Source organism: Pseudomonas sp. FW507-12TSA (assembly GCF_058781435.1).
Map to the genome: position 1 here is coordinate 1 of NZ_JBYSWT010000025.1, position 23,853 is coordinate 23,853.

18 protein-coding genes and 1 pseudogene are annotated in these 23,853 nt (G+C 64.6%); 6 read left to right on the forward strand and 13 right to left on the reverse strand.

The features are described from left to right. Positions 1-17: 17 nt before the first annotated feature. From AC3WK8_RS21910 to AC3WK8_RS21925, 4 genes and pseudogenes are all read left to right on the forward strand, one after another. Positions 18-7,451, forward strand: a pseudogene (locus AC3WK8_RS21910) (hemagglutinin repeat-containing protein); the annotation flags it as partial. Further along, entirely contained in the window at positions 7,448-8,305 is an 858-nt protein-coding gene (locus AC3WK8_RS21915) for a hypothetical protein (protein WP_256592338.1), read from the forward strand. The pseudogene AC3WK8_RS21910 and the gene AC3WK8_RS21915, both read left to right, overlap by 4 nt. 2 nt (positions 8,306-8,307) lie before the next feature. Continuing rightward, positions 8,308-8,763: a hypothetical protein gene (locus AC3WK8_RS21920; protein WP_085595442.1), complete on the forward strand. Its 456-nt coding sequence runs from the start codon at positions 8,308-8,310 to the stop codon at positions 8,761-8,763. Between the two features lie 152 nt (positions 8,764-8,915). Continuing rightward, the gene (locus AC3WK8_RS21925) at positions 8,916-9,926 is read left to right on the forward strand and encodes an AI-2E family transporter (RefSeq protein WP_031320782.1); all 1,011 of its coding nucleotides are present in this window, start codon (positions 8,916-8,918) and stop codon (positions 9,924-9,926) included. Between the two features lie 89 nt (positions 9,927-10,015). Here AC3WK8_RS21925 and AC3WK8_RS21930 read toward each other — a convergent pair whose 3' ends face one another. Then, positions 10,016-11,281: an Hsp70 family protein gene (locus tag AC3WK8_RS21930; RefSeq protein ID WP_103325888.1), complete on the reverse strand. Its 1,266-nt coding sequence runs from the start codon at positions 11,279-11,281 to the stop codon at positions 10,016-10,018. Between the two features lie 299 nt (positions 11,282-11,580). Between AC3WK8_RS21930 and AC3WK8_RS21935 the strand changes: the two genes are divergently transcribed. After that, positions 11,581-12,519 carry a DnaJ C-terminal domain-containing protein gene (locus AC3WK8_RS21935; protein WP_022642020.1) on the forward strand — a complete coding sequence of 313 codons (939 nt, stop codon included), beginning with the start codon at positions 11,581-11,583 and terminating at the stop codon, positions 12,517-12,519. A 20-nt stretch (positions 12,520-12,539) separates the two neighbouring features. Further along, on the forward strand, positions 12,540-12,845 hold the full coding sequence (locus AC3WK8_RS21940) for a chaperone modulator CbpM (RefSeq protein ID WP_031320783.1): 306 nt from the start codon (positions 12,540-12,542) through the stop codon (positions 12,843-12,845). Between the two features lie 184 nt (positions 12,846-13,029). Here AC3WK8_RS21940 and ureC read toward each other — a convergent pair whose 3' ends face one another. The 12 genes from ureC to AC3WK8_RS22000 all read right to left on the reverse strand — a co-directional run bounded on the left by ureC (position 13,030) and on the right by AC3WK8_RS22000 (position 23,853). Continuing rightward, a complete protein-coding gene (ureC, locus tag AC3WK8_RS21945) occupies positions 13,030-14,730 on the reverse strand; it encodes an urease subunit alpha (RefSeq protein WP_085595438.1) in 1,701 nt (566 codons plus the stop codon). Between the two features lie 121 nt (positions 14,731-14,851). After that, positions 14,852-15,157, reverse strand: coding sequence for an urease subunit beta (locus tag AC3WK8_RS21950; protein ID WP_103325887.1), 306 nt, complete (start codon positions 15,155-15,157; stop codon positions 14,852-14,854). Next, positions 15,154-15,687 (reverse strand): GNAT family N-acetyltransferase, encoded by a 534-nt coding sequence (locus AC3WK8_RS21955; protein WP_103325886.1) that lies wholly within the window; start codon positions 15,685-15,687, stop codon positions 15,154-15,156. Before AC3WK8_RS21955 ends, AC3WK8_RS21950 begins: the two co-directional genes overlap by 4 nt. A 7-nt stretch (positions 15,688-15,694) precedes the next feature. Continuing rightward, positions 15,695-16,228, reverse strand: coding sequence for a GNAT family N-acetyltransferase (locus AC3WK8_RS21960; RefSeq protein ID WP_103325885.1), 534 nt, complete (start codon positions 16,226-16,228; stop codon positions 15,695-15,697). A gap of 9 nt (positions 16,229-16,237) precedes the next feature. Next, on the reverse strand, positions 16,238-16,540 hold the full coding sequence (locus AC3WK8_RS21965) for an urease subunit gamma (protein ID WP_022642026.1): 303 nt from the start codon (positions 16,538-16,540) through the stop codon (positions 16,238-16,240). A 43-nt stretch (positions 16,541-16,583) separates the two neighbouring features. Beyond that, positions 16,584-17,423 carry an urease accessory protein UreD gene (locus tag AC3WK8_RS21970; RefSeq protein WP_103325884.1) on the reverse strand — a complete coding sequence of 280 codons (840 nt, stop codon included), beginning with the start codon at positions 17,421-17,423 and terminating at the stop codon, positions 16,584-16,586. A 30-nt stretch (positions 17,424-17,453) separates the two neighbouring features. Next, positions 17,454-18,152: an urea ABC transporter ATP-binding subunit UrtE gene (gene urtE / locus AC3WK8_RS21975; RefSeq protein ID WP_022642028.1), complete on the reverse strand. Its 699-nt coding sequence runs from the start codon at positions 18,150-18,152 to the stop codon at positions 17,454-17,456. A 172-nt stretch (positions 18,153-18,324) separates the two neighbouring features. Beyond that, positions 18,325-19,185: an urea ABC transporter ATP-binding protein UrtD gene (gene urtD, locus AC3WK8_RS21980; RefSeq protein WP_053132290.1), complete on the reverse strand. Its 861-nt coding sequence runs from the start codon at positions 19,183-19,185 to the stop codon at positions 18,325-18,327. Beyond that, on the reverse strand, positions 19,182-20,261 hold the full coding sequence (gene urtC / locus AC3WK8_RS21985; protein ID WP_085595426.1) for an urea ABC transporter permease subunit UrtC: 1,080 nt from the start codon (positions 20,259-20,261) through the stop codon (positions 19,182-19,184). Before urtC ends, urtD begins: the two co-directional genes overlap by 4 nt. 162 nt (positions 20,262-20,423) lie before the next feature. Then, on the reverse strand, positions 20,424-21,920 hold the full coding sequence (urtB, locus tag AC3WK8_RS21990; protein WP_219738421.1) for an urea ABC transporter permease subunit UrtB: 1,497 nt from the start codon (positions 21,918-21,920) through the stop codon (positions 20,424-20,426). A 145-nt stretch (positions 21,921-22,065) separates the two neighbouring features. After that, positions 22,066-23,331 carry an urea ABC transporter substrate-binding protein gene (gene urtA, locus AC3WK8_RS21995; protein ID WP_103325882.1) on the reverse strand — a complete coding sequence of 422 codons (1,266 nt, stop codon included), beginning with the start codon at positions 23,329-23,331 and terminating at the stop codon, positions 22,066-22,068. 222 nt (positions 23,332-23,553) lie between these two features. Further along, positions 23,554-23,853, reverse strand: a complete 300-nt coding sequence (locus tag AC3WK8_RS22000; protein WP_085595420.1) for a 7(1) septoil knot domain-containing protein — start codon at positions 23,851-23,853, stop codon at positions 23,554-23,556.

Here is a 23,853-nt window from a genome sequence, read left to right on the forward strand (position 1 = left end):
AGGTGGTGGGCAACCAGGTGCAAGTCAGCAGCCATGGCGTGCTGGATAACCGTGGCGGGCAGTTGGTGGGGGATCGCCTGGCCATTGGCGCCCAGCGCCTGGACAACCGCGAAGCCGGCCTGCTGGCGGCGGGCAGCGATGGCCTGAAACTGACCCTGGAGGCCGACGGCGCGACCCCAGGCCAACTGTTCAACAGCCAGGGCCGCCTGCAAAGCGACGGCCATCTGCAACTGAGCGGTGGCCAGTTGAACAACGCCGGCGGGGTGCTGTTGGGTAACAGCGTCGGGATTGACGCCGCAGGCCTGGACAACAGCGCCGAGGGCGCGGTGGTGGCCAAGGCCGGTGCCGTGGAGCTGGACCTGAACAATGGCGTACTGGACAACCGCGGCGGCACCATCGATGCCGCCGAGCAGAAGCTGCGCGCCAGCCAGTTGGCGCTGCTGGACAACCAGGGCGGTACGCTCAAGGGCAAGCGCCTCGAGGTCCAGGGCACGACCCTGGACAACCGCCAGGGGCAACTGCAGGCCGGCGCCGATGGCTTGAGCCTGGTGGGTGACAGCCTGAAGAACAGCCAGGGCCTGGTCCTGGCCAAGGACGGCCATGGCGAGATCGCCCTGGGCCAGGGCACCCTCGACAACCAGGGTGGCACCGTACAGGGCGCATCCCTGGGCGTGACTGCCGGAGTCTTGGACAACAGCGCCCTGGACGGCAAGGGCGGTCTGGTCAGCAGCCAGGCCGGCACCCTCAAGCTGGTGGTGGACCGCCTGACCAACCAGGCGGGCAAGCTCTACGCCAATGGCCTGCTCAAAAGCACCGGGCAGGTTATCGACAACCGCCTGGGCGGCCAGATCAGTGCCCAGCAGCTGGACCTGAATGCTGCGGCCAACCTCTACAACCAGGGTGGCCTGATGGAGTCGGCCGGTTCCCTGCTACTGCTGGGCGGCAACCTCGACAACAGCGCCGGCGGTCGCGTCCGGGCCCTGGCTGGCGAGCAGAGCCGGATCACCCTGGGCGGCGTCCTGAACAACCAGGGCGGCAGCCTCGCCCTGGGTTCCAGCGCCCTGGCACTGAGTGCCGGGCAATTGAGCAACATCGGTGGTGGTGTCGAACATGCCGGTACCGGCCTGTTCAAGCTCGACCTGGGTGCGCTATCCGGCGCCCAGGGGCGCATCACCGGCCTGGGCCATGGAGACTGGGATATCGGTGCCTTGGATCGTAGTGGGCTGATGCAGCTCAACGGTGCGCTGGACCTGAGCACCGGCGGCGACCTCACGCTCAACGCCGGCGACCGCATCGCCAGCGCCAGCGGCCTGCGCCTGGGCGCCGCGACTCTGAACAACGCTGGCGAACTGGCCAGCGATGGCTACCTGACCCTGGACCTGGGCGGCAACCTGAACAACAGCGGCCTGTTGTCGGCCCGGGGCAAGCTGACCGTAGGGGCTGGCGACCTGAACCAGAATGGCGGGCGCATCGCCAGTGGCGGCGATACCGAGCTGAACCTGCGTGGCACCCTGGACAACCTCGGCCGGCTGATCGCCAGCCAGAACCTCTACACCTCGGCGGCGCAGATCAACAACCGTGGCACCCTCGGCGCCCTGGGCCAGGTGCAACTGCGCTCCGGCAATGGCATCGGCAACAGCGCCGATAGCCTGATCTACAGCGGTGCCGACATGCTTCTGCGGGGCAACAGCCTGAACAACAGCTACGGCGACATCTACAGTGTCGGCAACCTCGGTTTCGCTGCCCTCGACGGTGGCCGCGCCAGCTTGTTGAGCAACCGTTCCGGGACCATCGAGAGCGAAGGTGACATGCACCTCAACATGGTGACCCTGGAGAACGCCATGGACTGGTACAAGACCCGCCAGAGCATGGCCAAGCGCTCCATCGAGGTGAATTGCACCGACTGTTCCGGCGGTCACCACACCGGTACGTTCATCGTCAACACCACCTACCAGGACGTCATGGGCGACCATGCGGCGGCCGCGCGCCTGGTGTCCAACCGTGACCTGACCATCACCGCCGACACCGTGCAGAACCAGCAGAGCCTGATCGCCGCCAACCGCAATGTCTCGCTCACGGCCAACAACTTCTATAACCGTGGCCTGACCCTGGACGAGCGGATCGAAAGCAACACCTACTACTTGCTGGGCGTGAAGAAAGGTGTGTTTCGCGCCACCTTGCGAGCTGTCGATGCGTGGAATGCCAGCAACCGGAACCGTGCTCCGGACCAGCAGGATCCGCTGCCGAGCCAGTTGACCCGCTACCCGCAGCTTGCGCCCCATACCGTGGTTCGCCCGGGTACCCAGACTGCGTACGCCGCTACCCTGCAGGCCGGACAACGCCTGGACCTGAACGTCAGCGGCAACCTGGAAAATGGTGTATTGAGCCAGCAGTCCCGGGCTCAACTCACCGGCCAGACACTGCAGAACAGCCTGTCCCAGGTAGGCGGCCAGGTGATCACGGTCAACGCGCAGAGCTCCGCCGCCGCCAACCAGGTGGCCAAGGACGTGCAGCGAGTCGAGCGGGTCGCCGCCGATGGCACGACCCAGGTCACTTTCGTTCCGGTGGACTTCGCCGGCGTACCTTTTGCCGCCGTGGACCCGACATCGCTTTCCAGCTTCCGCGTGCCCCAGGGTGAATACGGCCTGTTCGTCAAGAGCCAGAACCCGCAAGGCCGCTACTTGATCGAGACCAACCCGACCTTTACCGACCTCTCGCGCTTCATGAGCTCGGACTACATGCTCGGCCACTTGAGCTACAACGACGACAAGACCTGGCGCCGCCTGGGCGACGGGCTCTATGAGACCCGGATGATCCGTGATGCGGTGCTGGCCCAGACCGGGCAACGCTTCCTGGCCGCCGGATTGACCAGCGACTACGACCAGTATCGCTACCTGATGGACAACGCCATCGCTTCCAGGGACCAGCTCAAGCTCAGTGTCGGTGTGTCCCTGACTCCGGCGCAGGTGGCTTCGCTGACCCACGACATCGTGTGGATGGAAACCCGCGAAGTGCAGGGCGAGAACGTGCTGGTGCCGGTGCTGTACCTGGCCCAGGCGGAAAGTCGCAACCTGCGCGGCGCCAGCCTGGTACAGGGGCGCGACATGCACCTGATCGCCGGGGGCGACCTGAGCAACGTCGGTACCTTGCGCGCCAGCAACGACCTGAACGTGAACGCCGGGGGCAGCCTCTACCAGGGCGGCCTGATCGAAGCCAACGAGCGCGTCAGCCTGATGACCCAGGACAGCGTGCGCAACGCCCTGGCCGGAGAGATCCGCGGCAACCAGGTCAGCGTCAGCGCCATCAAGGGCGACATCCTCAACGACCGTACGGCGGTAGCGGTGGGCTATGGCTCCGGCAGCCGGACCATCCTCGACCAGGGCAGCCAGATCAGCGCCCGGCAGAAGCTCGACCTCAGCGCCGGCCGCGACCTCACCAACAAGGGCCAGATCGCCAGCGCCGGCGATGCCAAGCTCAGTGCCGGGCGCGACATCGACCTGCTGGCGGTGCAGGACCATACCTTCACCCAGAGCGCCATCCGCCGTGGCCTGGTGACCAAGGACACGGTGCAGACCCTGGGCTCCAGCGTGAGTGCTGGCGGCAATCTGCAACTCGATGCCGGACGCGATCTGGCAGTGGTGGCGAGCAAGGTCGATGCCGGTCATGACCTGTCGCTCAATGCCAAGCGCGACATGGTCATAGCTTCGGCCCAGGACGAGCAGTCCTCGACGTTCCAGCAGAAGAAAAAGGGCTCCTGGGGCAAGAGCAAGACCACGCGCAGTGCCGACTCCTCGACTACCAATGTGGCCTCGCAAATCAGTGCCGGGCACGACCTGATGGTCAACGTCAGCCAGGATAAGGACGGACGCATCAGCCTCAACGGCGGGCATGACGTCACAGTGGTCGGCAGCCAGCTCAAGGCCGGCAACGACCTGTTGGTTGGCGCCACCCACGATGTCAGCCTGGTTTCGGCCCAGGAGCACCAGGAAAGCTCCTACAGCCAGAAGAAGAAAGGCAGCTTCGGTTTGAGCAAGAGCGGCAATAGCCGCAACTCCAGCAGCACCACCCAGGTGGGCAGCGAGCTCAGCGCCGGCAACGATGCGGTGATCATCGCCGGGACCAACGTCAACCTCTCGGCCAGCTCCGTGGAGGCCAAGCGCGATGCCGAGGTGCGGGCCGGGCTGGTGGACAAGAACGGCGACATCAACCTGATGGACGCGGCCAACACCTCCAGCAGCCAGAGCGAGAAGTACAAGAGCAAGGTGGGCCTTTCCACCTCTGGAGGCTTGGTCTCCATTGCCTCGTCGAAGAAGTCGGGGCAGGAACAGCAGCAGAGCCAGAGTGTCGGCAGCCTGGTCAGTGCCGGGCGCGACACTACCCTGCAGGCGGCCCGGGACGTGAACATGATCGGCAGCAGCGCGGCCGCCGAACGTAACCTCAACGTCGGCGCGGGGCGCGACATCAATGTCCTGGCCGGCAGCAACAGTCAGGACCAGAGCCACTGGAAGTCCGAGAAACACACGGGCGTGAGCCTGCAGAGCGATCGCAATGGCGTCACTGCATTCCTGGGCAATGAGGCCCTCAAGAAAAAATCCCGTGATGCCCAGGAAACCGTGGCGCCGAGCCAGTTGCTGGCCGGACAGGATGCGACCATCAAGGCTGGTCGCGACTTGACCATGGAAGGTTCGCGGGTGGATGCCAAGCGTGATCTCAACCTGCAAGCCGGGCATGACATCAACATCGACGCCGGCAAGGAAACCTTCATCGAGGAACACAGCAAAAGCCGTGAGCGCAATGGCCTGACGGTCAATGTCAGCCATAACTTCGGCAATACCATGGACGCCCTCAAGGGCACCGGTAAAGGCCAGGACAACGTGAGCAAGGCGTCCAGCGTGCTGAGCACCGTGGACGCGATCAACCAGTTCACCTCGGGTCCCACCACGGCTACCCACTTTGGCTCGTCCAGCCAGTCCAGCAGCTCGCGGCAGGAGACCCACGGCAATAGCCCGAGCAGCCTGGGTGCCGGGCGCGATATCAGTGCGGTGGCCGGCAACGACATCAGCATCCGCGGCGGGCACTTCGATGCCGGGCGCGACATCACCCTGGCCGGACGTGATATCACCGTCGATGTGGCCCGTGGTTCGGTGGCTGAAGAGCGCAAGAACAGCCGAAGCCAGACCGGTATCAACGGTCAGAGTGGCGGCGGTAGCGCTCGCGCCGGGATCGGTGGCAGCCATGGCACGGCGAGCGAGCAAATGAGCCAGGGCACTAGCACGCCATCGGTGCTCCTGGCTGGGCGCGACGTCAGCCTCGAGGCCAAGGACAACCTGACCCTGGTGGGCACCCAGGTGCAGTCGGGACGCGACATCGACCTCAGTGCCGGCAAGGACCTGACCATTCGCGCGGCGCAGAACGACTCCAGCGCCGAGTCCAAGCGGCGCAGCGGTGGTGGCGAGGTGGGCCTGGCCCTGGGCGGCAAGGACTTCATCTCGGTCTATGCCAGCGTCGACATGGGCAAGGGCAAGCTGGAGCGCGAGGGCCAGGCCCAGCAGAACGCCAACCTGGTGGCCGGCGACCAACTGCGCTTTAGTAGCGGCAAGGACACCACTATCGCCGGTGCCACCCTGCGTGGTGGCGAAGTCATTGGCCGGGTCGGTGGCGACCTGACGGTCTCCTCGGTGCCGGACACCGGCAAGGTCAGCGGCAAGGAAATGGATGCCAGCGTCACCGTGAGCATCGGCCTGGGCGGCGGTGGCAGCGTCAGCGGCTCCCTGGGCCTGGGCAAGACCACCGGCAAGACCAACTGGGTGCAGGAGCAGACCAGCATCACCGGCAAGAACGGCGTGGATATCCGTACCGAGAACCACACCCAGCTCGACGGCTCGGTGGTTTCCGCCGACAACGGCAAGCTCAAGCTGGACACCGGCACCCTGGGCTTTCGCGATATCGCAGGGCAAGACAAGGAGCACAGCTACTACCTGAATGCCGGTGGCACCTTCGGCTGGGGCGCTGGCGACGGGGCCAAGGCCACCGGCGGCAAGGACGTGGCCTTCACCACCGACAAGAGCCAGGAAGGCCGGGGCAAGACCGGCAGTTCCGGCTGGAGCGTCAGCGGCTACGACTACCGCAAGGACCGCGAGCAGGAGGTACGCGCCACCGTGGGCGCCGGCAGCATCGTGGTGCGCAACGATGCCAAGACCGGCTTGGACTCCACCAGTGGCCTGAATCGCGACCTGTCCCGGGCCTACGAAATCACCCGTGACAAGGAGAAGCGTACCGACCTGTATGTCTCGCAATCATCCCTGGACTCGGTGAGCCATCCGTTGCAGACCCTGAATCAATGGAAGGAGGGGATGAAGAACTATGGCAAGAATGCCTCCGATGCCTTCACCCAGTACGGCAACCTGACCGCCGCGGCGGACAAGGCCGTGGCCGATAACCCGTCGTTGCTGCCGCTGGCCTGGGTGCCAGGGTTGTTGGAGACCGTGCTCGACAAGGCCGGTAAATATACCGGTGGTGTCATGCCTGGCGTGGAGAACCACGGCGGCCTGATCACCCAGGTCCCGACCCTGATCACCGGTGACATGCGTTTCTACCAGGTCCAGAGCCAGTACCAGTACGAGGCCGATGGCAAGACCATCAAGATCGATGCCGATGGCAAACCGATGATCACCCAGGTTCCGAACCTGATGGAGATCGAGCGACCTGCCGGCGATGGCGCGATCTTCACCAACGGCATCCAGAACTCATTGCTGGCGGCGCTGGTCAACGGCTCGATGCAGACCGGATCGGACACCTTCACCCAGGCCTACAACCCGGAGCACGGCTTGCTCGGGGACTTGGTCGAGTCGTTGTGGGACGTAGCTCTGGGAGGCACGGTGCGCTCCGGCACTGCCCAGCAGTTGCACGACTTCTTCCAGGCCGGTGTCGATGACAAGTTCAAGCTCGACATTACCGGCCACAGCCAAGGGGGGCTGTTGACCTACCGGGCCATTTCGGGAGTGGACTTCAATCTCAATGGCAAGGTCGGCAGCATCCAGCTTTCCGGAGCTCCGGTCGCCTCGGCGGACTTCTTCCAGGCAGCCAAGGATGCCGGTTTCAACATCGAGGATGGAGCTTTCTTCCAGGTGAACCGCCCTAATTCGAAGACCTTCTTCGGGATGTTGCCGGTTACCGATACGGTTTCGGACTTCCTGGGTTTCAACGCTGCGCACTCCTCCGAGCCTGTGGCCCGGTTCTTCGGCTCCTTGGCCACCAGTACCCAGTTGTTCCAGGCCTCCAGTCCCCACTCGAACTACCTGTGCGTGTCCAAGGCCTTGTGTGGCGACAAGCCCAATGCCTTGCAGGACCAGTTCAAGGGCAACTCGCGCTACATTACGCCGACGTTGATCGACGCCAACGGCAACCATGGGCGCATCCCGGATCCTGCGAACAAGACCAACAACCTATGAGTTTGAACAAAATACTGGGGGCCTGCTTGTCGATGCTGCTGTTGAGTGGTTGCGGCAAGCCGTCCCTGGTCTACGAGAACCAGCGCCTCGATTCGCGGATGTTGTGTACCGAAGGGGCGAAGCGCGTCACCCTGACCCAGCGTTACTCCTTCGATCTGCCGGAGCCTTTGCGGCATGCGGAGTGTGGAACGCTCAGTAGCGGTTTTACTTACCGCAAAGGCGATGATGCGCTGTCCGTCGGGACCTCGGGCACATTCGTCTATGGGAATGTCCAGGTCACGGCGGGGTCGCTTTACATGGGAGTCGACAGCTTCCTAAGTGGCAAGGGTGATGGCCTGCTGTATCCCAAGGATGTGTTCGCCAAGGCCAAGCTGGCCGCGCTGGCATTACCGGGGAGCGGGTTCAAGCCCAACCAGGTGGACTGGGTCACCCGCGGGGGATATCAGTGCCTGCGATTCTACGATTCGTGGAAGGGCCAGGCGGTAGGGCTGCAGGAGGATGAGGTCAAGTACTGGTGCTGGGAGGGCGAGAGTGGTCTCAAGCAACCGTTCTATGTGCATGCCGGGCAGCGCATGCCTCTGGGCGCCAAGGGTTACGATCTGGACCAGACCTTTATCCTGCCATTTTTCCACAGCTTGAAGATCAATCCCTTGCCGGAGTCGGTGCTGGCAGCATCGCAACGCAAGTTGCAGGAGATCTGCGCTCATGCGAAGTCTCGCTACGACCAAGGACTGCCCTGGGGCAGCGATTATCCGGATAAACGCCTGACCCTCACCGAGTTGCACTACTGCGGCTACGACGTGCCCTTGCCTGATCTCAAGGCACCGACGCCATCTGACGACATAAGGAAATGAACATGCATAAGTACTTGATGATCACCGGGTTGCTCCTGGTAATGGGTGGTTGTGCTTCGCAACCGGCGCCAAAGAGCCAGGAAGCGGTGCTGGCCGAAGTAGCGGGCCTGATGTCGCGGCAGGGCCAGGCCACCGACCAGCCGCCTTCGTTACTGGTTACCCGGATCAACAGCCACGGCCTGCTGGCCGATCGTGTGACGATCGCGGCGGGAGGCGGGCAGGATCGTATGAATGTGCGTGAGCTGTTCGCCCAGGCTGCTGCCAGCGGCGGCGCCCGGGTGGTGATCTTCGGGGCCAGCCCGGCCCTGGACCAGGCTATCGTCGGTGGGGCGCTGAGCGAGCAGCGTTTTCCCGGCGTCTGGCTGCTCTTCGTCGGTGAGCCAGAGCAGTCCCGGCAGATGCAGGCCAGCGCCGAAGCGGCGGGCCTCAGGTACTCGTTCATCAGCCGCTACCAATGACCCTCCGGGCGTCTTCAACGGCTGGCTGAACCTCGGCTGTCACAGTCCGCAGGTAGGCTGCGAGCAGGCTCCCGCAGGGCGTCCGGCACTATTCCTGCGGGGTGAAGGCTGGCAGACTGCGGGTCTTTTCCCGCTGTCTGTCTTGAGGCTGTATGCCAACGTTTTCACAGCGTCACCTGTTGTTCATCAGTTGGATCATCATCTTTGGCGGCCTGCTGCTGGCCCTGCCGCTGCGCTTGCTGCCCAGCCTGCTGGCGGGCTTGTTGGTGTTCGAACTGGTGAACATGCTCACCCCGCAACTGCAGCGCCTGATCGAGGGCCGGCGCGCGCGCTGGCTGGCGGTGGCCCTGCTCGGCACCCTGGTGGTCAGCCTGCTGACCCTGCTGTTCGCCGGGGCCATCAGTTTCCTGTTGCATGAAGCGGAGAACCCCGGCGCCTCGCTGGGCAAGTTCATGCTGGTGGTGGACAAGGCCCGGGGCCAGCTGCCGCCGTTCCTCGACTCCTACCTGCCGGCCAGCGCTGCCGAGTTCCAGGCGGCCATCGGCGCCTGGGCCAGCAAGCACCTGAGCGAGCTGCAACTGGTGGGCAAGGACGCGGCGCACATGTTCGTGACGCTACTGATCGGCATGGTGCTGGGGGCGATCATCGCCTTGCAGCGCATTCCCGACCTGACCAAGCGCAAGCCCCTGGCGGCGGCCCTGTTCGACCGCCTGCACCTGCTGGTCCAGGCGTTTCGCAACATCGTCTTCGCGCAGATCAAGATTTCCCTGCTCAACACCTTCTTCACCGGGATCTTCCTGGCCCTGGTGCTGCCGATGTTCGGGGTCAAGCTGCCGCTGACCAAGACCCTGATCGTGCTGACCTTCCTGCTGGGGCTGCTGCCGGTGATCGGTAACCTGATCTCCAACACCCTGATCACCATCGTCGGCCTGTCACTGTCGATCTGGGTGGCGGTGGCGGCCCTGGGCTACCTGATCGTGATCCACAAGCTGGAATACTTCCTCAATGCACGGATCGTCGGTGGGCAGATCAGCGCCAAGTCCTGGGAGCTGCTGCTGGCGATGCTGGTGTTCGAAGCGGCGTTCGGCCTGCCGGGGGTGGTGGCAGGACCGATCTACTACGCCTACCTGAAAAGCGAATTGAAGCAGGCGGGCCTGGTTTAGGACGGCAGCCGCAAGTTGCAAGCTAAAGCCGACTGCGCTCTTGCTCTTGCTCTTACTTGTGGCTTGCCGCTTGAAGCTTGCCGCTGTTTTTATCCGTAGCGCTTCTTGGCCTCGATGGCCAGGCCGCTGCCGATGCTGCCGAAGATGTTGCCTTCCACGTGCCGGGCATTGGGCAGCATGGCCGCCACGCTCTGGCGCAGGGCTGGAATGCCGCTGGAACCACCGGTGAAGAACACCGTGTCGACCTGGTCCACGCTGACATTGGCATCGCCGAGCAGTTGGGTGACGCTGGCACGGATGCGCTCCAGCAGGTTGTCGATGGACGACTCGAACAGGGCCCGGGTGAGGTCGACGCTCAGGTCGCGCTCGATGCGGTCCAGGGGCACCAGGCGTTGGTCGGCGTGGGTCAGCTGGATCTTGGTTTCTTCCACTTCCATGGCCAGCCAGTGGCCGGCACGTTGCTCGATCAGCTTGAACAGCCGGTCGATGCCGCCAGTGTCCTCGATGTCGTAGCGCATGCTGCCCAGGGCCAGCTGGGACTTCTGCGAATACACCGAGTTGATGGTGTGCCAGGTCGCCAGGTTCATGTGGTGGCTGGTGGGCATGTAGGCGCCGCTTTTCATCCGGCTGCCATAACCGAACAACGGCATCACCCCGGCCAGGGACAGTTGCTTGTCGAAGTCGGTACCACCCACATGCACGCCGCCGGTGGCGAGGATGTCGTCGTGGCGGTTGTCGACGCCACGGCGCTCGGGGGACAGGCGCACCAGGGAGAAGTCCGAGGTACCACCGCCGATGTCGACGATCAGCACCAGCTCCTCGCGCTCGATGCTGGACTCGTAGTCGAAGGCCGCGGCAATGGGTTCGTACTGGAAGGACACGTCCTTGAAGCCGACCTTGCGCGCCACTTCCACCAGGGTGTCTTCGGCTTCCTGGTCGGCGGCGGCATCGTCATCGACGAAGAACACCGGGCGACCAAGCACCACTTCGGTGAATTCCCGACCGGCGGTGGCTTCGGCGCGGCTCTTGAGCTGGCCGATGAACAGTCCCAGGAGATCCTTGAACGGCATGGCCGTGCCCAGCACGCTGGTGTCGTGCTTGATCAGCTTGGAGCCCAGCAGGCTTTTCAGCGAGCGCATCAGGCGGCCTTCGTAGCCTTCCAGGTACTCGTGCAGGGCCAGGCGGCCATAGACCGGACGACGCTCCTCGATATTGAAGAACACCACCGACGGCAGGGTGATCTTGTCGTCCTCCAGGGCGATCAGCGTCTCTTGCCCGGGGCGCAACCAGCCGACGGTGGAGTTGGAGGTGCCGAAGTCGATGCCGCAGCCGCGGGCCGGGGAGGCGTTGTTCATGTCTTTCCAGTTCCGGTCAAAAAAACGGCCGCGCAGCGTACGCCAGTCGCCCGCCGTTGCAAAGGCCGGATATCTGCTAATTCGTCACTGGCTTCGTCTTGAAAGACTATCCTTGACCCCCAAACTTGCAGGCATGAGCCTGGTAGCCACAAGAGATCGCAAGATCCGCCGGCGGCTGCCGATAAACTTCTGATGCGCCGTTCAGTCAGAGAATCGAGACGGGTCGATTCTCATGCTGCCAGACCGGTCCAGCTGTGCTGCACGCCGCGCGACTTCGATAACGGATGGTGATTCCCTCGATGGACTTCAAAGACTATTACAAGATTCTCGGCGTGGAGCCGACAGCGGACGACAAGGCGATCAAGGCCGCCTATCGCAAGCTGGCGCGCAAGTACCACCCCGACGTCAGTAAGGAAAAGGATGCCGAGGCCAAGTTCAAGGACGCCTCGGAAGCCTACGAGGCGCTCAAGAGCGCCGACAAGCGCGCCGAGTACGACGACCTGCGCAAGTACGGCCAGCATGGCCAGCCGTTCCAGGGGCCACCGGGCTGGCAGAGCCGTGGTGGCTTCGGCGGCGGTGGCGGTGGGGATTTCTCGGACTTCTTCAGTTCGATCTTTGGTAACCGGGGGCCAGGATTCGGCGGCCCGGAACAGCGTCGCAGCAGCGGCCGTCGCGGACAGGATGTGGAAATGGAACTGCCGATCTTTCTCGAAGAAACCCTGTCGACCGAGTCCAAGAAGATCAGTTTCCAGGTGCCGCAATACAATGCGTCCGGCCAGCATGTGAGCAACACCAGCAAGAGCCTGAACGTGAAGATCCCGGCCGGGGTCACCGATGGCGAGCGTATCCGCCTCAAGGGCCAGGGTGCTCCGGGCGTCGGTGGCGGGGCCAATGGCGACCTGTACCTGACCATTCGTTTCGCGCCCCATCCGAAGTTCGATGTCGAGGGCGAGAACCTGATCATCACCCTGCCGCTGGCACCCTGGGAGCTGGCGCTGGGTACCGAGGTCGCGGTGCCGACCCTGACCGGCAAGATCAACCTCAAGGTGCCTGCCGGCAGCCAGAACGGCCAGCGCATGCGTGCCAAGGGCCACGGCCTGCTGAACAAGGCCGGCCAACGCGGCTACCTGTTCGTGCAGCTCAAGGCGGTGATGCCCAAGCACACCAGCGACGAGGCCAGGGCCTTGTGGCAGGAGCTGGCGAAGAAGGCGGCGTTCGACCCACGGGAACAATTCTGATTCGACACTAGGAGGCGCTGATCATGAGCACCCTGATCGTTCAGCTGGACATGGAAGAATTCTGTGAAGTGGCCGACCTGTCGGCGGCCTACGTGATCGAAATCGTCGAGCACGGCATCCTCGAACCTCAGGGCCGCGCGCCCAAGGAGTGGCGATTCAACGATCATGAATTGTCCCTGGCCAAGCGCGCGGCGAAGTTGCACCGCGAACTGGACCTGGAATGGGAAGGCGTCGCCCTGGCGCTGGACCTGCTCGAAGAGGTGCAGCAACTGCGCGCCGAAAACCGCATGCTCAGGCAACGCCTGGGTCGCCTGCTGGTGGATTGACCGGCCCCACGGCTGTATCTGCCGAATGTTGTAGCCGCTGCCGAGCGCCAGCGAAGCTGCGACCCAGGACGCAGTCCTCGTCGATTCGGCGCAATTGCGGGCGCTGCGTACAGTTCCGATCCTCGTGAATCCTCCTTTGCGACCGCTGCGCGCCCGTGCGCAGCCTCGCTGCGCTCGACAGCGGCTAGAACAGGAAGTAGCGCTGGGCCATGGGCAGTACATCCGCCGGTTCGCACCACAGCAGCACGCCATCGGCCTTGACCTGGTAGGTCTGTGGGTCGACCTCGATCTGCGGCAGGTAGTCGTTGTGGATCAGGTCGCCCTTGCGCACGCTGCGACAGCCCTTGGCCACGGCGATGCGCTTCTTCAAGCCCAATTGCTCCGGCACCCCGGCATCCAGCGCCGCCTGGCTGATGAAGGTCAGGCTGGTGGCATGGCGGCTGCCGGCGAAGCTGGCGAACATCGGTCGGTAGTGCACCGGCTGGGGAGTCGGGATCGACGCGTTGGCATCGCCCATCAGGCTCGCGGCGATGGCCCCGCCCTTGAGGATCAGGCTCGGCTTGACCCCGAAGAACGCCGGGCGCCAGAGCACCAGGTCGGCCCACTTGCCCACTTCGATGGAACCTACCTCATGGCTGATGCCGTGGGTGATGGCCGGGTTGATGGTGTACTTGGCGATGTAGCGCTTGACCCGGAAATTGCTGTTGCCCGGCCCGTCGCCCGGCAATGGCCCGCGCTGGCGCAGCATCTTGTCGGCGGTCTGCCAGGTGCGGGTCACCACCTCGCCGACCCGGCCCATGGCCTGGCTGTCGGAGCTGATCATCGAGAATGCCCCCAGGTCATGGAGGATGTCCTCGGCGGCGATGGTTTCCCGGCGGATGCGGCTTTCGGCGAAGGCCACGTCCTCGGCGATGCTCGGGTCCAGGTGATGGCAGACCATGAGCATGTCCAGGTGTTCGTCGATGGTGTTGCGGGTGAAGGGCCGCGTCGGGTTGGTGGAGCTGGGCAGCACGTTGGAAAAACCGCAGGCCTTGATGATATCCGGCGCATGGCCGCCACCGGCGCCTTCGGTGTGGTAGGTGTGGATGGTGCGGCCCTTGAAGGCACCGAGGGTGGTCTCGACGAAGCCCGACTCGTTCAGGGTGTCGGTGTGGATCGCCACCTGCACGTCGTATTCGTCGGCCACGCTCAGGCAGTTGTCGATGCTGGCCGGGGTGCTGCCCCAGTCTTCGTGCAACTTGAGGCCGATGGCCCCGGCCCGTACCTGCTCCACCAGCGGCCCCGGCAGGCTGGCGTTGCCCTTGCCGGTGAAGCCGATGTTCATGGGGAAGGCGTCGGCGGCCTGGAGCATGCGCGCCATGTGCCAGGGCCCCGGGGTGCAAGTGGTGGCGTTGGTCCCGGTGGCCGGCCCGGTGCCGCCGCCGATCATGGTGGTGACGCCGCTCATCAGCGCCTCTTCGATCTGCTGTGGGCAGATGAAGTGGATATGGGTGTCGACACCGCCAGCGGTGAGCAACATGCCTTCGCCGGCGATCACCTCGGTGCTGGCGCCGATGGCGATGGTCACGTCGGGCTGGATATCCGGGTTGCCGGCCTTGCCGATGGCGGCGATACGCCCGTCCTTCAAGCCGACGTCGGCCTTGACGATGCCCCAGTGATCGATGATCAGGGCATTGGTGATCAGGGTGTCCACCACCTCGGCCGCCAGCAGCTGGCCCTGGCCCATGCCGTCGCGGATCACCTTGCCACCGCCGAACTTCACCTCTTCACCGTAGGTGGTGAAGTCCTTCTCTACCTCGATCCACAGCTCGGTATCGGCCAGTCGGACCTTGTCGCCCACCGTGGGACCGAACATGTCGGCATAAGCCTCGCGGGAAATGCGCATTCCTCGTTCCTCGGAACAGAGCTGCAAGCCATAAGCTGCAAGCTACAAGTAAAAGAAAGCCGCCCAGAGCCACCGCACTGCTCTTTCTTGCAGCTTGTGGCTCGCAGCTTGAAGCTGATCTTTAAAGATCGCCCATGATTCGTCCCGCGAACCCGTAAATTCGCCGCAACCCAGCCAGATCGACAAGCTCGACTTCCCGGGTCTGCCCCGGTTCGAAGCGCACCGCGGTGCCGGCGGCGATGTTCAGGCGCATGCCGCGGCTGGCGGCACGGTCGAAGACCAGAGCGTCGTTGGTTTCGAAGAAGTGATAGTGGGAGCCGACCTGGATCGGCCGGTCGCCGCTGTTGGCCACATTCAGCGCCAGGATGCGGCGCCCGGCGTTGAGTTCGATGTCGCCGGGCAGGATCTGGTACTGGCCAGGGATCACAGGGGTTGCTCCAGGGTCTTGAAGTAGATGGCGGTCGGGCTGTGGCGGCCGTCCGGGCCCTGGCAGTAATTGGGCAGCTCGCCCACCCGGGTATAACCCTGGGCCCGGTAGAACTCCTCGGCGGGCGAACCGGCCTCGGTGTCCAGGTACAGCAGGCCACGCTTGAGATGGCGCGCGGCCTGTTCCAGGACGTTCATCAACTGCTGGCCCAGGCCCCGGCGCCGGGCGCCATGCAGGACCTGGAGCTTCTGCACTTCGGCCCGGTTGCGCCCGTTGGCCTTCATGCACAGCGCCAGTTGCACGCTGGCCAGGACCTTTTCCTCATCGACCACCACCCATAGCAGCAGGCTGCCGTTCTCGACACCAGCCTGCACGTCGGCGACATAGGCCTGGGCCTGGCTGTCGTCGAGGTCGGCCATGAAGCCGATGGACGCGCCATGGTGGACCGAGTCGAACAGCAGTTCGATCAAGCCCTGGCGGTAGTGGGCAAAGCTTTCTCCATGGACCCGTCGCAGTTGGCCGGCGTTCATCGAAGTGTCACTCCTTGTGAGGGGCGGGTGGTTGTGCCCCGGGGTTGAGGATCAGTTGCATGAAGGTCAGGTCCAGCCAGCGTCCGAACTTGGTGCCCACCTGGGGCATCTGTCCGGTGGTGATGAAGCCCAGGCGTTCATGCAGGCGGATCGAGGCGCCATTGCCGCTTTCGATGGCGGCCACCACCACGTGCTTGTGGCAGGCGCGGGCGCGTTCGAGCAGCACCTCCATCAACTTTGGGCCCAGGCCGTTGCCGCGCTGGTCGCTGCGCACGTAGACCGAATGCTCGACGCTGTGGCGAAACCCATCGAAGGGCCGCCAGTCACCGAACGAAGCGTAGCCCAGTACCTGCCCTGCGCTGTCGACCACCACCAGCACCGGATAACCCTGGGCCTGGCGGGCGCTGAACCAGGCCAGGCGGTTATCCAGGTCCACCGGGGTCTCGTTCCAGATCGCGGTGGTATTGAGCACGGCGTCGTTGTAGATATCGCGGATCGCCGGCAAGTCGGCGTGCACCGCGTCACGGATCTGATACGTCATGGGCGCTCCTCAGGCGATGGGCTGGTGGACGGTGACCAGCTTGGTCCCATCGACGAAGGTGGCTTCTACCTGGACCTCCGGAATCATTTCCGCAATACCCTCCATCACCTGCTCGCGGCTGAGCAGGGTGGTGCCGTAGTGCATCAGCTCGGCCACGCTCTGGCCATCACGGGCGCCTTCGAGCAGAGCCGCGCAGAGGTAGGCCATGGCCTCCGGGTAGTTCAGCTTGAGGCCACGGGCCAGGCGTCGTTCGGCTACCAGGCCGGCGGTGAAGATCAGCAGCTTGTCTTTTTCGCGTGGGGTCAGGTCCATCGTGGTCGGTCCGTGGTCGGGCAGTTGAAGGAAAAGGGGCGGTTCATGTGTTCCAGATCCTTGGTGGTACGGCAGCGCGTCCCAGCAGTGCCGGGCGCAACAAGCACCACAGGTCCATCAGCCAGGCCCGGGCCTGCAAGGCTTCGCTGGCCAGGCAGCGCGCCAGCAACAGGCCCGGCAACTGGCTCAGGTCGCCGCGTACCGGGTGCTCCAGCGCGCGGCAACGTTCCAGCAGTTGGGCATCGATCTCGCCGGTGACCAGCAAGGTAGCGAACACCGGCTGGCCGTCGAGGCCGACCGGGGAGTCGAGCAAGCCGTCGCCGCCGCTGATGCGCTGGCGCTCATGCCACAGCGGCCGGCCATCGCGACGAATATCCAGGTGGGCCTGGAAGTGCCCTTGGGCGAAGCGCTCGCCACTGGCCGGGCGTCCGAGGGCGACGATGTCCCAGTAGCACAACCGGGCATCGCCATGCAGTTCGATGCGGGTCGTCAGTTCGGCCTGGGCGGCGCTGAAGACTATGGTTTCCTGGGGCAGCCATTCCAGGGTCGCTCCTGGCGCCACCGCAAGTTCCAGGAGCTGGCTGGCGGGGCTGGCGGCGCGGTACCACTTGGCCGCCCCGGGGCTGGTCAACTGGGCCCAGGCGCCGCTATCGACCCGGGCGCGGATGGCCAGGCGGTCGCCACCGGCAATGCCTCCCGGAGGGTGGACGATGATGTGCTGGCAGACCTGCGGGCCTTCGGCATACAGGTGCTTCTGCACCCGCAGCGGGCCCTGGTGGCGGCGCAGCACCGGGCGCGTGGCGTTGCCGGTACAGGCATAGGCCAGCTCCAGCTCGGCGTGCCAGCTGGGGGTGAACAGGGCGTGGGCGGCAGGTGAGTTCATGGGCAATCGATATTGTTAGGAGGCTACAGATTAGATCGTAACCAGGCCGCGTACACCGTCGGCCTGCATATTTTCACCCCGGCCCTGCTGGATGATTTCCCCGCGGGACATCACCAGGTAGTGGTCCGCCAGTTCGGCGGCAAAATCATAGAACTGCTCCACCAGCAGGATCGCCATGTCGCCCCGGGCCGCCAGTTGGCGGATCACCGCGCCGATCTCCTTGATCACCGAGGGCTGGATGCCTTCGGTGGGTTCATCGAGGATCAGCAAGCGCGGGCGACTGGCCAGCGCCCGGCCGATGGCCAGTTGTTGCTGCTGGCCGCCGGAAAGATCGCCGCCCCGGCGTTGCTTCATCTGCTGCAGCACCGGGAACAGTTCGTAGATGAAGGCCGGCACCTCCCGGGCTTCATGCGCCGCGAAGCGTGAAAGCCCCATCAGCAGGTTCTCCTCCACACTCAGGCGGGCGAAGATCTCCCGCCCCTGGGGCACGTAGGCGATGCCGGCATGGACCCGCTGGTGCGGCTTGTCGCCGGTGATGGTCCGGCCTTCCCAGGTAACCGCACCGTCCCTGGCCGGCAGCAGGCCCATCAGGCATTTGAGCAAGGTGGTCTTGCCCACCCCGTTGCGCCCGAGCAGGCAAGTGACTTCGCCGACCCTGGCCTCGAAGCTCAGCCCGCGCAGGATGTGGCTACCGCCGTAGTACTGGTGAAGCTTGTCGACTTGCAGCATGGAAGCCCTCCGGGCAGTAGCAAAACGGCAGATGCAAGCGGTTAGCTGCAAGCTGCAAGTAAGAGCGGGACGGTGTACGTTTTGGCTTTGGCTTTGGCTTTGGCTTTGGCTTTGGCTTTGGCTTTGGCTTTGGCTTTGGCTTTGGCTTCTTGCTTGAAGCTTGCTTTTGCGCCTATCTCCCGAGGTAGACCTCGATCACCCGCTCGTTTTCCTGCACCTGCTCCAGGGAGCCCTCGGCCAGCACGCTGCCTTGGTGCAGCACGGTGACGTGGTCGGCGATCGCGCCGACGAAGCCCATGTCGTGCTCCACCACCATCAGCGAGTGCTGGCCGGCCAGGCCCTTGAACAGCTCGGCGGTGAACTCGGTCTCGGCGTCGGTCATGCCCGCCACCGGTTCGTCGAGCAACAGCAGTCGAGGCTCCTGCACCAGCAACATGCCGATCTCCAGGAACTGCTTCTGGCCGTGGGACAGCAAGCCGGCCGGGCGCCGAGCCGAGCTGGCCAGGCGAATGGTGTCCAGCACCTGGGCGATGCGATCCTGCTGTTCGCTGCCCAGGCGCGCGCCGAGGCAGGCCCATACCGACTTGTCGGTGCGGTAGGCCAGTTCCAGGTTCTCGAACACGCTCAGGGCCTCGAACACCGTGGGCTTCTGGAATTTGCGGCCGATTCCGGCCTGGGCGATCTGCACCTCGCTCAAGCGGGTCAGGTCCAGGGTCTCGCCGAACCAGGCCTTGCCCCGGGTGGGGCGGGTCTTGCCGGTGATCACGTCCATCAGGGTGGTCTTGCCGGCGCCGTTGGGGCCGATGATGCAGCGCAGCTCGCCGACGCCGATATACAGGTTCAGGTCGTTGAGGGCCTTGAAGCCATCGAAGCTGACGCTGATGTCCTCCAGGGTCAGGATGGTGCCATGGCGGGTGTCCAGGCCCTTGCCCGCGGCTTGGCCGAGGCCGATGGCATCGCGGCCGCTGCCGGCATCCTGGGCGCTGTCGAGAATGGGTTCGAGCATGTAGTCCACCGTTGCCGTGATTCTCATGATTCACCCCTGTGCTTGAACAGGCCGATCACACCCTTGGGCAGGTACAGGGTCACCACGATGAACAGCGCGCCCAGGAAGAACAGCCAGTATTCCGGGAAGGCCACGGTGAACCAGCTCTTCATGCCATTGACCAGGCCGGCGCCGAGCAGCGGACCGACCAGCGTGCCGCGTCCGCCCAGGGCGACCCAGACAGCGGCCTCGATGGAGTTGGTCGGGGACATTTCGCCGGGGTTGATGATGCCCACCTGGGGCACGTACAGGGCCCCGGCCAGGCCGCACAGCACCGCGCTCAGGACCCAGACGAAGAGCTTGAAGCCGCGAGGGTCGTAGCCGCAGAACATCAGGCGGTTCTCGGCATCGCGCAGCGCAGTCAATACTCGGCCGAACTTGCTTCGCGACAGGCGCCAGCCCAGGTACAGGCTGGCCACCAGCAACGCCAGCGTGGCCAGGAACAACGCCGCCCGGGTGCCGGGCTCGGTGATGCCGAAGCCCAGGATGCTGCGGAAATTGGTAAAGCCGTTGTTGCCACCAAAACCGGTCTCGTTGCGAAAGAACAGCAGCATCGCGGCGAAGGTCAGGGCCTGGGTCATGATCGAGAAATACACGCCCTTGATTCGCGAGCGAAAGGCGAAGAAACCGAACGCCAGGGCCAAGAGCCCCGGCGCCAGCACCACCAGGCACAAGGCCCAGAGGAAGTGCTCGGTGCCGGCCCAGTACCAGGGCAACTCGCTCCACGACAAGAACGTCATGAACGCTGGCAGGCCGTCGCCCGCGGCCTGGCGCATCAGGTACATGCCCATGGCGTAGCCCCCCAGGGCGAAGAACAAGCCATGCCCCAGCGACAGCAGGCCGGCATAACCCCAGACCAGGTCCAGGGCCAGGGCGACCACGGCGTAGCAGAGGATCTTGCCCACCAGGGTCAGGGTATAGGCCGAGACGTGCAGTGGATTGTCCGCCGGCAACAGCGCCAGCAGTGGCAGGGCCAGCAGCACCAGGAGCAGCAGGGCGCCGACGCTGATGATGACCCTGGGCCCGGCCTTCTGGCTGGCGGTGATGAGCAGTGGCTGGTTCATCGCAGTGTGCTCGCGACGAAGGGTGCAGTGCACCGGGCGGCTGCCGCGATGGCGGTACGGGCGGTTTCGAGCGGGCTGCGGGCAAACATATTGGTGTTCCTTCTCGGGGCCGCCGCCAGCGAGGCGACGGCTCGTTCGTCAATGGGCGTGAGCATCTGCCGGCTAGTCGACCACCCGGCCTTTCAGGGCGAAGAGTCCTTGTGGGCGTTTCTGGATGAACAGGATGATCAACCCCAGGATCAGGATCTTGCCCAGCACGGCGCCGATCGCCGGCTCGAGGATCTTGTTGGCGATCCCCAGGCCGAAGGCCGCCAGGATGCTGCCGGCCAGCTGCCCGACGCCGCCTGCCACCACCACCAGGAACGAGTCGATGATGTAGCCCTGGCCCAACTCCGGGCCGACGTTGCCGATCTGGCTCAGGGCCACGCCACCCAGGCCGGCGATGCCCGAGCCCAGGCCGAAGGCGAGCATGTCCACCCGGCCGGTGGGCACCCCGCAGCAGGCGGCCATGTTGCGGTTCTGGGTCACCGCGCGCACGTTCAGCCCCAGCCGGGTCCGGTTCAGCAGCAGCCAGGTCAGCAGCACCACGGCCAGGGCGAAACCGATGATTGCCAGGCGGTTGTAGGGCAGCACCAGGTTGGGCAGTACCTGGATACCGCCGGAGAGCCAGGCCGGGTTCGCGACTTCGACGTTCTGCGCGCCAAACAGCAGGCGCACCAACTGGATCAGGATCAGGCTGATGCCCCAGGTCGCCAGCAGGGTCTCCAGCGGGCGGCCATAGAGATGGCGGATCACGGTGCGCTCCAGGGCCATGCCGATGCTGGCGGTGACCAGGAATGCCACCGGCAGGGCCAGCAATGGGTAGTACTCCATGGCCTGGGGCAGGTAGCGCTGCAACAGCGATTGCACCACGTAGGTGGCGTAGGCGCCGAGCATCAGCATCTCGCCGTGGGCCATGTTGATCACCCCCAGGAGGCCGAAGGTGATCGCCAGGCCCAGGGCCGCCAGCAGCAGGATCGAACCCAGGGACAGGCCGCTGAAGGCCTGGCCGAGCACCTCGCCCACCAGCAGCTTGCGCTTGACCTGGGCCAGGCTGGTTTGCGCGGCGGTGCGCACGCCGGCGTCGCTCTCCGCCCCCGCTTCCAGCAGGCCTTCGAGACGGGTACGGGCCAGTGGCTCGCCGCTCTCGCCCAGCAGGCGTACCGCGGCCAGGCGTACGGACGGGTCGCTGTCCACCAGTTGCAGGTTGGCCAGGGCCAGGCTCAGGGCGTCGTGCACGCCTGGGTCCTGCTCGGCGGCCAGCCGTGTGTCGAGGAACTTCAACTGCGCCGGTTTGGCGCTCTTTTGCAGTTGCCGGGCGCCGTCCAGGCGGGCGCCGGGGTCAGGGGCCAGCAGTTGGTGGCTGGCCAGGGCGGTGTCGATCAAGCCGCGCAAGCGGTTGTTCAAGCGCAGGGGCTTGGCCTGGCCATCCAGCGTCAGTTGGCCTTGCTGCAGGCTGGCGAGCAAGGCGAGGCGCGCCGGATCGGGCTGGGCGGCCCAGGCTTCCAGCAGTTGCGCTTGCTGGTTGGAATTGGCCGCGACAAAGTCTTCGGCGTCACCGGCATGGGCGGCGATCGGCAACAGCAGGAGGCAGGCCATAAGCAGGCGATAAAGCGACATGGTCACGTCCTTGGATACAACAGGGAACCTTGTAGGGGCAGGGGCGCCTAGTCCTTGCCCGCGATAGCGCTGGGTCTGGTACACCGCTATCGCGGGCAAGTCGGATCGCCGCCCGCTCGCTCCTACAGAGGAATGGATACGCTGCTCAGTTGCTCTTCACCGCGTAGTCCGGCTTCTTGTCGTTGCCCGGGATGTAGGGGCTCCAGGGCTGGGCGCGGACCGGGCCTGCGGTCTGCCAGACCACGTTGAACTGACCGTCGGGCTGGATCTCGCCGATCATCACCGGCTTGTGCAGGTGGTGGTTGCTCGGGTCCATGGTCAGGGTGTAGCCCGAAGGCGCGGCGAAGGTCTGACCGGCCAGGGCCTCGCGGACCTTGTCGACATCGGTGGACTTGGCCTTCTCCACGGCCTGGGCCCACATGTGGATGCCCACGTAGGTGGCTTCCATCGGGTCGTTGGTCACCGCCTTGTCGGCCCCCGGCAGGTTCTTGGCCTTGGCGTAGGCCTTCCAGGCGGCGACGAATTTCTGGTTCACCGGCTTATCCACCGACTCGAAGTAGTTCCAGGCGGCGAGGTTGCCCACCAGTGGCCTGGTGTCGATGCCGCGCAGTTCTTCCTCGCCCACGGAGAAGGCCACCACCGGCACCTCGGTGGCCTTCAGGCCCTGGTTGGCCAACTCCTTGTAGAAGGGCACGTTGGAGTCGCCGTTGACCGTGGAGATCACCGCAGTCTTGCCGCCGGCGGCGAACTTCTTGATGCTGGCGACGATGGTCTGGTAGTCGCTGTGGCCGAACGGGGTGTAGACCTCCTCGATGTCCTTGTCGGCCACGCCCTTGGCGTGCAGGAACGAACGCAGGATCTTGTTGGTGGTGCGTGGGTAGACGTAGTCGGTGCCCAGCAGGAAGAAGCGCTTGGCGCTGCCGCCGTCTTCGCTCATCAGGTATTCCACCGCCGGGATCGCCTGCTGGTTCGGCGCCGCGCCGGTGTAGAACACGTTGGGCGACATTTCCTCGCCCTCGTATTGCACCGGGTAGAACAACAGGCCGTTGAGCTCCTCGAACACCGGCAGCACCGATTTGCGCGAGACCGAGGTCCAGCAGCCGAACACCACCGCGACCTTGTCCTGGCTCAGCAACTGCCGGCCCTTCTCGGCGAACAGCGGCCAATTGGAGGCCGGGTCCACCACCACCGCCTCCAGTTGCTTGCCGTTGACTCCGCCCTTGGCGTTGATCTCGTCGATGGTCATCAGGGCCATGTCCTTGAGCGAGGTCTCGGAGATCGCCATGGTGCCCGACAGCGAATGCAGGATGCCCACCTTGATGGTCTCGGCGGCCTGGGCGGTCCAGGTCAGGCCCAGGGTGGCAAGAGCGGTCGAGAGGGTGAAAGCCTTAAGCAAGCTACGACGCTTCATTGTGCGATCTCCGTGAACTCTTGGATTTTTAAGAGGTAGATGCGAACGAGTGAAGGGTGTTTTGCAAGGGGTGTGCCGGGTTGGCCAAGGCATGGAAACGTTGCTTTAACAGCAAGAGTAGGGGCGGTGATGCCCCAAGACGAGGCTTGGGCAAGGGCTGGTGCGCGCGGGTGCTTCATTGTGGTGCTGCCGCTGGGCGGCAGCGGCGAGCGGCGCAGAGCCTTAATTTACGCCGGGGAAGGAGTCGACATATTTGATGGTGAAATCAGGAAAGGAGTCGACGATCTGGATCTTGTAATCGGGAAAACTGTCGACGACCTTCCACTTGCCCGGCGCGTCGGCAAAGGCGTTGACCTGCTTCACGTTCAAATCGGGAAAGGAGTTCACCACCTTGACCTTGTAGTCGGGGAAGCTGTTGACGAACTGGATGTTGCCGTAGATTTTCGAGACATCGACGGAGGTGCCGGCCACGGCGCCAAGGGAGGTGCCAAGCAGCAAGGCCAGGAGCGCAGTTTTAAGCAT